This is a genomic window from Gelidibacter gilvus, assembly GCF_004115975.1.
Classification (GTDB): domain Bacteria; phylum Bacteroidota; class Bacteroidia; order Flavobacteriales; family Flavobacteriaceae; genus Gelidibacter; species Gelidibacter gilvus.
On sequence record NZ_SDDZ01000003.1, the window covers coordinates 24,573 to 36,541 of the forward strand.

General features: G+C 34.1%; 8 protein-coding genes. 4 read left to right on the forward strand and 4 right to left on the reverse strand.

Annotated elements, in window-relative coordinates; genetic code table 11:
* Positions 1 to 5: 5 nt before the first annotated feature.
* On the reverse strand, positions 6 to 563 hold the full coding sequence (locus ESZ48_RS06610) for a hypothetical protein (RefSeq protein WP_129016555.1): 558 nt from the start codon (positions 561 to 563) through the stop codon (positions 6 to 8).
* A complete protein-coding gene (locus tag ESZ48_RS06615) occupies positions 547 to 1,317 on the reverse strand; it encodes a BrxA family protein (protein WP_129016556.1) in 771 nt (256 codons plus the stop codon). The genes ESZ48_RS06610 and ESZ48_RS06615 overlap by 17 nt, the downstream gene beginning before the upstream one ends.
* A gap of 415 nt (positions 1,318 to 1,732) precedes the next feature.
* Between ESZ48_RS06615 and ESZ48_RS06620 the strand changes: the two genes are divergently transcribed.
* The gene (locus ESZ48_RS06620; protein ID WP_129016557.1) at positions 1,733 to 1,942 is read left to right on the forward strand and encodes a competence protein CoiA family protein; all 210 of its coding nucleotides are present in this window, start codon (positions 1,733 to 1,735) and stop codon (positions 1,940 to 1,942) included.
* Positions 1,943 to 2,719: 777 nt separating this feature from the next.
* On the opposite strand, the gene ESZ48_RS06625 is transcribed toward ESZ48_RS06620, so the two are convergent.
* Both ESZ48_RS06625 and ESZ48_RS06630 read right to left on the reverse strand, forming a co-directional pair.
* The gene (locus tag ESZ48_RS06625) at positions 2,720 to 3,271 is read right to left on the reverse strand and encodes a GNAT family N-acetyltransferase (RefSeq protein ID WP_190246209.1); all 552 of its coding nucleotides are present in this window, start codon (positions 3,269 to 3,271) and stop codon (positions 2,720 to 2,722) included.
* 679 nt (positions 3,272 to 3,950) lie between these two features.
* Entirely contained in the window at positions 3,951 to 4,499 is a 549-nt protein-coding gene (locus tag ESZ48_RS06630) for a sigma-70 family RNA polymerase sigma factor (RefSeq protein ID WP_129016559.1), read from the reverse strand.
* 580 nt (positions 4,500 to 5,079) lie between these two features.
* On the opposite strand from ESZ48_RS06630, the gene ESZ48_RS06635 reads away from it, so the two are divergent.
* From ESZ48_RS06635 to ESZ48_RS06645, 3 genes are all read left to right on the forward strand, one after another.
* Positions 5,080 to 6,663, forward strand: a complete 1,584-nt coding sequence (locus tag ESZ48_RS06635) for an amidohydrolase family protein (protein WP_129016560.1) — start codon at positions 5,080 to 5,082, stop codon at positions 6,661 to 6,663.
* A 431-nt stretch (positions 6,664 to 7,094) separates the two neighbouring features.
* Positions 7,095 to 8,234 (forward strand): FecR family protein, encoded by a 1,140-nt coding sequence (locus ESZ48_RS06640; protein ID WP_129016561.1) that lies wholly within the window; start codon positions 7,095 to 7,097, stop codon positions 8,232 to 8,234.
* 145 nt (positions 8,235 to 8,379) lie between these two features.
* Entirely contained in the window at positions 8,380 to 11,958 is a 3,579-nt protein-coding gene (locus tag ESZ48_RS06645) for a SusC/RagA family TonB-linked outer membrane protein (protein ID WP_129016562.1), read from the forward strand.
* The last annotated feature ends 11 nt before the right edge of the window (positions 11,959 to 11,969 follow it).

An 11,969-nucleotide genomic window follows, 5' to 3' on the forward strand; every position in this document is an offset into this window, starting at 1 on the left:
CTGATTTAGTCAATTATTGTGCATCTATATTTTGATGCCTGTTTAAAGTTTAGAAAAAGTAAATTTTCATTTTCAATTTTCACTGGATAGAAAATTATCAAGGGTTGTTTTAGTTCCATAACGGAGCTGTGTTCCATAATATTCACATTTTCTATTCCTGTTCCGTAAAGTGCCCCGGTACGAATTAATATTGGCATTAAACCTGCTTCCTCAGCCTCTGATATTTCTCTTATAATGAGATCCATTAGATCGATAGCATCGTCATCGGAATTAAAAATAATGTGAGGTGTTAGAGAGAAATCCTCATAATATTCTTTAAAATCATTCCATCCGTCAATATCTATAAATTCAACAAAGAGTTTAGCGATATCGATAAATTTATATTGCGAAGTGGGTAAGTATTCCTGAGCCTTTTGAAGGTACAGTTTTTCCTCGTCAGGCGGATATGTAAATAAAATACTATTTCCTCCATTGGCTTCACGCCTAAGTTGATTCCTGTTTTTAAAATCAGCACTCACCTTTAAGTTGTGGAACTTAGCTTTATAATCATCTAAAAATGCCATCGGTTATTTTATTAGGTTCAAAAGCAGGTTCAATCTTTAGATTACTTCCTGCCATACTCATATTAATCCAATCTTTTTTTGCTACTCTTTTAATCCTTTCAACTAAGCTATCTTCGGATATAAATGAAAAGGCAGCGAATTCATCTTTAAGGAAATTAGATCCGTTTTTTTCAGTGAAACTATAGAGGTGTAAAAAAACCGCAAACAGCTTATCGCTAATAGAAACTAACTCAAATGTCTTCTTTCTTGATCCATTCAGTAAATGGAGCTTTTTTAGTACTGAAAGATATTTGTAGGCAATAGTGTCAATAGTAATGTCAGACCATTTGCCTTTTAACTCTGGGGTTCTTGAGATTAAATCTTTGAGATACGCAATGACGTCCTCCTTTGGAAATTCCATTCTCCCCTGGAAATAAAATTTAAAATATACGTCGCGATTCAACTCGTAAAACAATCTATTGTTAATACTAAACAACCAAAAGAACAATAAAGCCTGCGAGGGTTCATCATTTTTGAGAGTTTCAAACATATTGGAAGCTAGCTCATTTATTTTATCGTTATCAGAAACTAATGCTGACTTTAAAACTGTCAAAAATCGTTGTCGAGATCTTTCTGTCCTAAAATTAAATTCATTGTTATTAACTAATATTTCTCTTAAATTGGACTCATCCTTTATTAAAATTGGCAATGCCACGTATAATAATTGGTAATCAGGAATACCTCCAAGTATATTGATATCTGTATTGTAATTCATAGTCCGCTAAAATAGGGAATAGCCTGCGATTTTGTTTGGATTCCTTGTTGGAACTATTTGGTTATTTTGTTGGGTGGGGAGCATAGGTTGATAGGTTTTTTTATAGCTTTTCTTTTCGAAATTTCAAATGTAAAGAGTTCTTTATTCTAATCCTTACGGGATTCCTCATAAGATGAAGTTATTTTCATCTCAAATATAGGGATTGTTTTAGGAAGATTTTAACAGTTTTTGAAATCTAAATCGAAATTCCTAGTTTGAAGAGAATCCATATTGAAAATAGAAATTTGTGACGTGTAAGAAAAAGTCGCACAGGTTTTCCGTAAAGATTAGAGATGGTAGTTGATTATATTTGAGAATATTTAGAAGAATTCTAAAAGTAGTTAAATCTGTAAAGAATTCCTTAAACGAACATAAAATGAAATTCGCGTTAGTTATTGGTGTGAGAAAAACTGCTGAACCAAAGGATCTAGGTATATGTATTTGTTGTGATACTGAAGTAAGGGTTTATTGTGGCTTAGAAAGGGTTCATCATTGGAAAAATATACATGCTGTTGATTGTGATTATTGGAGTGAAGGAGAAACAGAATGGCCTAGGGAGTGGAAAAAGGAAATTGATACAGCCTGAAAAAAGTTATGACTAACTTGCAGAATAATTTAAGCCATTATAAAATTTAAACTTTTAATTATAAAACGAGGAAACGATCGATTTATAAAAATAATGTCGAAGAAATTCATTGTTTAGTTCATTTTAAAAATAAGATTGTTACAATAGTCACTCCAATCTATCCGTATGACGATGAAATTAAAAAAAAAATTAAAGAGTTACAACCTTCTATAATAGGACAAAAACGTTTTAGGATAGAAAAATTATGGCGAAGTAAAAGCTATCCCTATGTTTTACAGTATAATAGCGCTTATGGTGTTCAAAACTTATATCTTGACTATTCTCGGTTTCATTTTGTACTGACCAAGGGAATTATAAGTTTCAATATTCACCAATTCACAACCAGTATTTTTACCAACGCGCAATTCGTCCATTTGTTTAAAACATCATACCACCATTAAAATTTGGAAGGGACAGATAATAAGGAGTTCGTCAGTCATTTCTTCAAAATCCCTGCGCAGGCAGGGATCCCGTATATAAAAGCTTATTTCAATAATGAATTTAAAAACTCATTAAATAAGAATATAACATATTTACAAGGGGCAGGGAATAAGGGGTTCGTCAGTTGTCCATAAAACATATCCGCAACGCAATCCTTTATTTTCAATTGTCACCCAGCATGTGTTGAGCGGAGTCGAAGGGCAGTTGAAGGGTCGTCGAGTTAGCAAATTTAGCTATTATCATTATTTGGGTAAAATCCTGAAGCTAAAGGAGAAAGGTGGAATTTTATGCATTTTCTCACCACTCCCAAATCACCACATTCCAATGAGTGTCTGAGGTGTCGGTATAGGAATGTATGATTTCATAGCCCACTTTTTGATGTGCTTTTAAAGAACGCATATTACTGGAAGCAATTTCCGTAATAGAAAAATCGTAACGCTCAGAAAAAGCGGTTTTATAGTGTTGAAATAAGCCTTCAATTAATCCTTGTCCACGATAATCCTTGTGCACACAGGTTTGACCTACAACCATATAATTAAAATCAGCAATTGTTTTACCGCGAAAGGGGATCATTTTAAATTCATCAAACATCGGAGCGATTAAAGGAATATCAAATCTTGATTTCTTGGTCATAGCCAGTACATATCCAACCACTTTTCCATTGTCCTTTGCCACAGAATGGGGTTCAATTTTTGTTAAACCAATAAGCGATTCCCAATCGTGATCTACTGTAACAAAGCCATACTTTTCCGCGTCTTCTTTGGAAAGGTTCTTCTTTAAATTGGCTTTTTGCAAGATGAGGATCTCTTGTAAATCCTCTTTTTTGTCTGTCGTTTCAAAAGTGATCATAATTTGTATAGGAAATGAAGTTTTAAAACCCATCTTATTTTGTTCAATATTATACTTTTTTAAAACCCTACCCAAAAAATCCCTGCGAAAGCAGGGATCTCCCATTAAGTCCCTGCGAAGGCAGGGATCTCCATTCGCGATAGCAATCGTTTGTAACGAGTGCAAGCAACAAATATCAAAAAAATACAAACTTAAAATTTGGAGGGGGCAAGTTATATGGAGTTCGTCAGTCGTTCCACATCCCTGCGCAGTCAGGGATCTCCACAAGTCCCTGCGAAAGCAGGAACTCGAAGATTCAGCGGAGCTAATCTCCAGTTAAAACCCCGTCGTTTGTTGAATGTATACGCAAACATTTAAATTTCAGAAAGTGCAGGTTAACTTGAGTTCCTTGGCCGCACCATTTTGCACCATAAAACATATCTGCAAGCCACCTTGTTAATCCCACGTCATTGCGAGCGAAGCAAAGCAATCACAAATTAAGTAACACTTTTTAATTTGCAGGCTTGCATCTACCATAAATAGCCCAAGAAATTATATCAATGCCTTGGGGAGTGTGGTTAGGGCTATTCATGAGCACTAAAATAATAAGAATATTCGATCTCAATAGTCTCATTGTGTCTTGATCACCATCATGAATAAAAGGCTATATATGTTTTTAGAAGTAAATGTGGAAATATTTCTATGGGAAAACAGAAATGGCACCGCACAGGTAAATATAAACAATATCACTTGCATTAGCCTTGGATCTCAAAAAAGCATAAGCTCTTTTCATTTGAGTTTTGACCGTATTTATAGAGATACCTCTCAACTCAGCAATTTCTGCATAGCTTTGGCCATGGACAACAAAAGCAATAAAAATGTCTTTTCTGCTATGAGGGAGTTGATTTAGAAGCTCCCATATCTTTTCGTAGGTATTGGGTTTCTCAAAGGCATTTTGGGTTTCTTCCGCGTGATAATTTAAAATTAAATCTAAGGATTGTTTTTTGTTAGCTTTTTTAATTGCAATCAAACTTAAGTTTTTTACTGCACGAACAGCATATGCTTGGAAGGATATTTTTATAGAAAGAACTTTTCTTTTTTGCCAATATGAAATAAAAAAATCTTGTACTACGTCTCTTGCGGCATCTTCATCTTTGACTATTGTAAATGAAACTAAACACAACAAAGTATAGTGCTCAATAAATAACTGTTCTATTTCCGAAGTGTTTGTTTTTAATCTTGATTTCATAACATTCAGGTTAACCGTAATTAGAAGATGTAAGTTTAGACTTTGTTCTGGTTGTTTTTATTTAAATATATTATTCAAATTTAACTACTCATGAAAATGTTCTTCAACTGATGAACCATATGTAAGCTACCTTATTTTATGTCAAAGTAAGTTTTGCTTCTTGATTCTTCAAATGCCATTATTAAACCGTTAATACTATAGAATTTGTGGTTTTTACAGTAGTATATTAACCATCTTAATCCTCAGTTTTCATACTTGAATTCACTCTGAAAGGCTTTGGTTGACCAAACGTTTCTGAGGGCATATAATCAAAACCCTCTGATCTTTAATTGTAAAATTTAATAAAGAATTAACGCTATATTTTTTTAAATGTAATAAAAGTTTACAAGAAAAGAAAAAGAATTTAAACTTTAATATCTAAAGATCTGTCACCCTTATTTGCGATTTATGTAACTGTATAGTAATGCTGATATTTATATTATGAATAACTTCTAAATTATTGCAGATATAATTTGCAATTAAGTTAATTTTTTAAACGATAAATAATCCATGTATAATCCAATAATTTAAATCCGTAAGTATGAAAAATCAATTATTAATAGTGTTTCTTTTATCTCCATTAATTTTAGTAGCCCAAATGATAGGTGCGCCGGATCGCAAATCGGGAGAAGGAGATGGTCCTTATGATCAATTAATTATTCGCGGGGCTACCCTAATTGATGGGACTGGTGGTCCTCCAGCAGGGCCTGTAGATATAATTATTGAAAAGAATAAAATTGTTAATATCGTCTCTGTTGGCGTTCCAAAAATCGAGATTAACGAATCACGTAGACCAAAGTTAGGAGTTGGGAGGACTAAGGAAATCGATGCCCATGGTAAATACGTGATGCCTGGAATAGTTGATTTGCATGTTCACACAGGGGGTGTACCAAAGGCTCCTGAAGCAGAATATATCTATAAGCTATGGCTCGCTCATGGTATCACAACAGTTAGAGGAGTGCCTACAGGGGAACTGGAATGGTCTTTAATTGAGCGTACAAGAAGTGCAAAGAATCAAATTGTTGCACCAAGAATCATTCTATTTCACCGTCCTGGAAGTGGAAAAGAGTGGGAGGGACGACAGATATTGACTCCTGCCGATGCAAAAGAGTGGGTTCAATATGCTAAGAAAAAAGGAGTAGATGGATTGAAGTTGGGTTCATATCATCCACAAATTATGAAATCTTTGCTCGATGAGGCAAATAGTCTAGATATGGGTAGCACTGCTCATCTTGGGCAAAGCGGTGTCGCTCAAATGAATGCTTTGGATGCAGCTAGATTAGGGCTTACCAGTATGACTCACTTCTATGGTCTCTTTGAGTCAATGTATGAAAATAACGATGTGCAACCATGGCCTATTGATATAAATTACGGGGATGAACAGCACAGGTTTGGGCAGGTTGCTAGACAGTGGAACTTGGTAAAACCGGGTAGTGAAAAATGGAATGCACTTCTGCATGAATTTTTGGAAATGGATTTTTACATTAATCCAACTATGACCATTTATTCTGCGGGGAGGGATGTCATGGCAGCGCGTAATGCTGATTGGCATAATAAATATACTCTGCCATCTCAGATGGATTTTTTCGAACCTAGTCGATTGAATCACGGCGCATATTGGTTTGATTGGACTACAGAAGACGAAGTGGCATGGAAAAAATACTATCAGGTATGGATGCAATTTTTAAATGAATATAAAAATAGAGGCGGAAAAGTTACTGTAGGTTCAGATTCTGGTTTTATTTATCAATTATATGGCTTTGGGACCATTTTGGAACTTGAAATGCTACAAGAAGCGGGTTTTCATCCACTTGAGGTTATTCGAGCTGCGACCATGCATGGCGCTGAAGAAATTTTTAAACCGTTAAAGAAGGAGATTGAATTTGGGGTTATTAGGCCGGGTTTATTGGCAGACATTGTGATTCTTGATGAAAATCCTTTGCAGAACCTGAAAACGCTTTATGGCACGGGTGCGGTACGGCTCAATGACAAAGTCGGAAAGCCCGAAAGAGTTGGAGGTGTATTATATACAATTAAAGACGGAATTATTTATGACGCAAAAAAATTATTACGCGATGTAGAATCTATGGTCATTAAACAAAAGGAGGAGCGGAAAAAACATTGATTTTTCTACGACCTATTTTTTAATTATGTAAAACATCTGATAAGTTCTAAAAATAAATATTTAGACACTGTTTTATATATTCATAATACATTGTTAAAAATTAATCTTATTTATTTAGCATAAAAATCTTAACCAATAAAGTATTGATATTGAAGTGGCTAATAATAATCAAGAAATGTATTAAATAGGGGCTTATGCACTTATTTGAAAATCAACAAATCTGAGTTTTTAAGATTCTCAACAATAATTACAAAACGATTTTAACACTTTTTATTAAATATTTCCAATTTGATCTCGTTGCTTGACAATTAAGCAGTTAGCATATCGAGGTGAGGTTTTAATTTTAAGATTTAAATATATAATGAAAATAATTAAAAAAGTTGTCACCCTACTTTAACTTTTTCATAACATATTAATAGAAGAATCTTTTTATGACATCAAAATCAAGTTTAAAGTTAGTCTTAGAAATTATCGCGGACACGGGAAAAATAACCCCCGAGTTATTGAGTCATTTAACTAATGATGAAAGACAGCTTATTGAAACAATTATTTTACAAGGCTCAGTAAATGAAAGCTTAAACTTTCTTAAAAATATCGATAGTGAGGTCGAGTGGAAATTGGTAGAGAATCGATTAATTAAGCCTAAGGCTTTGGTGACTCCATTGTGGAAATCCATAATTCGTTACGCTGCAATATTTGTTACGCTTTTTGCTTTGGTTTATGCCATTCAAAATAAGAATAATGTTGAAGTTCCACATCAGGTTTCTGAAAAGGATAATATTAGATTAATGCTTGGGAATGATCAAGTTAAAGTTTTGGCTCAAGGTGGCACTGAGGATATTGTTGTCTCAGGTGAAATTGTTGCTAATTATGTTGGAAGTAGTATAATATATAATTCACACACCGGAATTAATCAACTTATCTTCCATCAAGTGGTTGTTCCGTATGGAAAAGTATTGGATATTGAGTTGTCGGATGGTACTGTCGTACATTTAAATTCAGGAAGTAAGATGAGGTATCCCGTCCAATTTTTAGAAGGAAAATCGAGAGAGGTATTTGTTGAAGGAGAAGCATATTTTGATGTTTCAAAAGATAAAAAACATCCGTTTATTGTCAATGCGGATGCAGTTTCCATAGAAGTGCTAGGGACTAAATTCGCTGTGTCTACTTACACTGAGGATCTTGAAATCAATGCGGTATTAGTAGAAGGTTCAATAAGTATGAGTAATTCTTATATCCCCGAAGATGTTATAACTCTTACGCCCGGAACAAAAGGTTCGTGGGATAAGACTGGGCATCAAACTAAAATGGAAGATGTAGACGTAGAAAACTATATAAGTTGGATGAAAGGAGAGTTGGTCTTTAGAAATACACCTTTTGAAATTATGGAAAAAAAGCTTGAGCGTAAATATAACGTAGAAATAAAAAACAATAACTCATTGCTTTCTAAGAAAGTTTTCAACGCCAGTTTTAGTGAAAATATTGAGAGCATTGAAGATGTATTGAAATACATATCGGAGTTGTATCCTTTTAATTATAAAATTTCCAATAATCACATTTTAATATATTAACCAATTCCAAAATGAAAGCCTATGAGATTTTACTAAAGTATTTAGAAAGGTAAATAATAACTACTGATAATTGTTGAAACATTCAGCAAAAACTCAATTAGGACCTAGAAATTGTATTGAAAACCAATTAAATTCAAAATAAATTATGAAAAAAAATAAAAGAGGTAGATCGCTTTTTTTGAGCTCCCACCCTCACCTAAGATTAAAATTAACTTTACTTTTTTTAATTGTTTCGTTTTTGAAAATTCAAGCCAGTTCATTTTCTTATTCCGATGACCAGAAAATGAGCTTAAATATTCATCAAGCAAGTCTAATAAAGATTTTTGAAGAAATTGAATCAATTTCTGAGTACAGGTTTTTATTCGAAAGCAAGCAAATTGAAAGTGAAAGGAAAATTACTTTGAAATTATATAATAAAGATATTAAAGAAGTTCTTGATGTAATTTTTAGTGATACAGAAATTAAATACCAATTGAAAGGTCGACAGGTAATTCTTGAAAGAGTGAAGAAAACCAAAGAGACGGCATATCCATCAACCTTTAATAATAATGATAATTTCAAAAATGATCTACAAGCACAACAACAAGTAAAAGGAGTTGTTTCGGATGCTCAGGGTATGCCCATGATTGGAGCGAATGTAATTGAAAAGGGTACAGCTAATGGCGTGCAAACGGATTTTGATGGTAATTTTTCTATTACGGTTCCTCAAAATGCGATTTTAGTTTTTTCATATGTCGGTTTTAAAGCAAAAGAAATTAAAGTTGGTAGTCAGAGCACTCTCAACGTCACCCTTGAAGAAGATGCGGCTTTATTAGATGAAGTTGTTGTAACTGCATTAGGTATTTCCAGAGAGAAAAAATCTCTTGGATACGCTACCCAAGAGGTCAGTGGAGATGATGTCAATAGAGTTCCCACTGATAACGTTGTGAATGCACTTTCCGGAAAAGTCTCTGGTGTTCAAATTAAGAATAACACCAATTTAGGAGGGTCAAGTAACGTTATTATTAGAGGAAGTACGTCTTTAACAGGTGATAATCAAGCGTTATTTGTTATTGATGGCGTTCCGGTCAGCAACTCTAACTTTAATACTTCCGATCAACAAAATGCTGGCGGTGGGTTTGATTATGGTAACTTAGCGTCAGACATTAACCCTGAGGATATTGCGTCGATTAACGTCCTAAAAGGTGCTGCGGCTACTGCATTATATGGGTCTAGAGCAACAAATGGCGCAGTGATTATTACCACAAAATCAGGAGCAGGTAAAGAGAAAACAACAATTACCATTAATTCTGGTGTAACGATTGGGTTTATTGACAAATCTACTTGGCCGAAATTTCAAAATGAATATGGTACGGGTTATGGATCTATATATGGGCCTAACCGTAATGAGTATTTTAACCGGCAAGATGTAAATGGTGATGGAATACTTGATTTGGTTTCACCTTCTACTGCATATGGTTCTTATGGTGCACCTTTTGATTCAAATTTGATGGTATATCAATGGGATTCATTTTATCCTGAATCTCCTTATTATTTACAACCTACTCCTTGGGAAGCTCCTAAAGAAAAATTAATTAGTTTCTTCGAAACTCCGGTGACTTTTGTGAATAGCCTATCAGTATCTGGAGGTAGTCAAAAAGCTAATTATAGAATTTCATATACCAATTTTGAACAAGAAGGAATTGTGCCAAACAGCAGTCTTTCCCGAAATAATATATCTGTATCTACGGGTTTTGATTTGAATGACAGATTAAAAGCATCTGCAAGTGCAAATTATATAAAAACCGATGCGATAGGTCGTAATCGTACAGGTAATGAATCTGCTTTTGGAAATGGAGGAAATGTCGTAGCTGCGATGCGTAAATATTGGGCGAATAACGTTGGAATACAAGAATTAAAGAATGCGTACTTTAGTACTAGAACCAATATTACCCCATTTATGGGAGGTACTATTGATAATCCATATTGGGTATTATATGAAAACTTCCAAAATGATACACGTAGTAGAATTTTTGGGAATGTTTCTCTAGCATATAAAGTAAATGATTGGATTAATATTGAAGGTCGAGTTTCTTTAGATACATATTCCTTTCTGCAAGAGGAAAGAGCTAATACAGGTACACGAGGTAGAGAAGGTAAGTATGAGAGAAAGAATATAAATTTCAGTGAAATGAATTATGACCTAATGGTAAACTTCAATAAGCATGTTACTGAAAAATTAAACATTAGTGGGGTGGTAGGAACTAATATAAGAAGAAATGAATTTAGTTCAATAAATGCTGTGACTAATGGAGGATTGGTGCTATCGGGACTTTATTCGCTCTCAAACTCTGTAAATATACCAGACGCTCCTATTGAAGTGCTTGAGAAAGTAGGTGTTGACGGACTTTATGGTCTAGTTTCTTTTGGGTATGACAATTTAATATATTTAGATTTAACAGGAAGATTTGACCATTCCTCTACCTTGCCTAAAGAGAATAGTACTTATTTCTATCCTTCTATTTCTACAAGTTTTATATTTTCAAATTTAATTGATAGTGACGTATTGACATTTGGTAAACTGAGATTGAATTATGCAGAAGTGGGAAGTTCAGCACCACCTAATAGCCTTAAAGATGTCTTGACAAAACCTACACCATTTGGTTCAATTCCTTTGTATGGGGTGAACAGTACTAAAAATAATTCTGAACTTTTACCCGAAAGTACTGCAAGTAGCGAATTAGGATTGGAAATGCGTTTCTTTAATAGTAGGTTAAAAATGGATATGTCGGTTTATAAAACAAATACCAGGGATCAAATTATACCAGTTGCAATATCAACCACAACAGGATATTCTTCAAAATTTGTTAATGCCGGAGAAATTGAAAATAAGGGGGTGGAGATAGGCCTATCGGGTGCGGTCATAAAAAATGAAGATTTTCAATGGGAAGTAAGTGTTAATTGGGCTACTAATAAAAGCAAAGTAATTTCATTATTTGAAGGCGCATCAAACCTACAGCTGGGAAGTCTTTCTGGAGTCACAATTAATGCGACGCTAGGAGAACCTTATGGCACAATTCAGGGCACCGATTATATTTATCTTGACGGAAAACGCGTGATAAACCAAAGTAATGGAGAGTTTATGCGTACAACGACTTCAAACAATGTGATTGGAAATGTGACTCCTGACTGGAATGGTGGAATCACCAATTCTTTAACATACAAAAACCTAAATCTTAATTTTTTAATTGATATGCAGAAAGGTGGTGATCTTTATTCGCGTGATATCGCTGTTGGAAATAGATCTGGTCTTTATAACTATTCAGTAGGATTAAATGATCTTGGCAACCCAATGCGTAATTCATTAGCAAACGGAGGAGGTATTATTTTAGAGGGAGTAGCTCCTGATGGACAGCCAAATAAGGTGCGTACAGCAATGGATACATACAATAACGCTACTGGAAGTGTAAAAGCGCCTTCGGCTCATTTTATTTATGATGCTTCATACGTAAAATTAAGAGAAGTGTCTCTGACCTATTCTTTTCCAAAAGTAAGTCTTCTTGATAAAATAAAAGTGGAGGCTATGAAACTTAGTTTAGTGGGCTCAAACCTCTGGATCATTCACAAAAATTTACCTTTCTCAGATCCTGAAGCTAATTTAAGTTCAGGAAATATCCAAGGATATCAAGAGGGGGTATTACCTTCAACACAAAATTTAGGTTTAAATCTGCAAATTCAATTTTAATAAAACTCGAA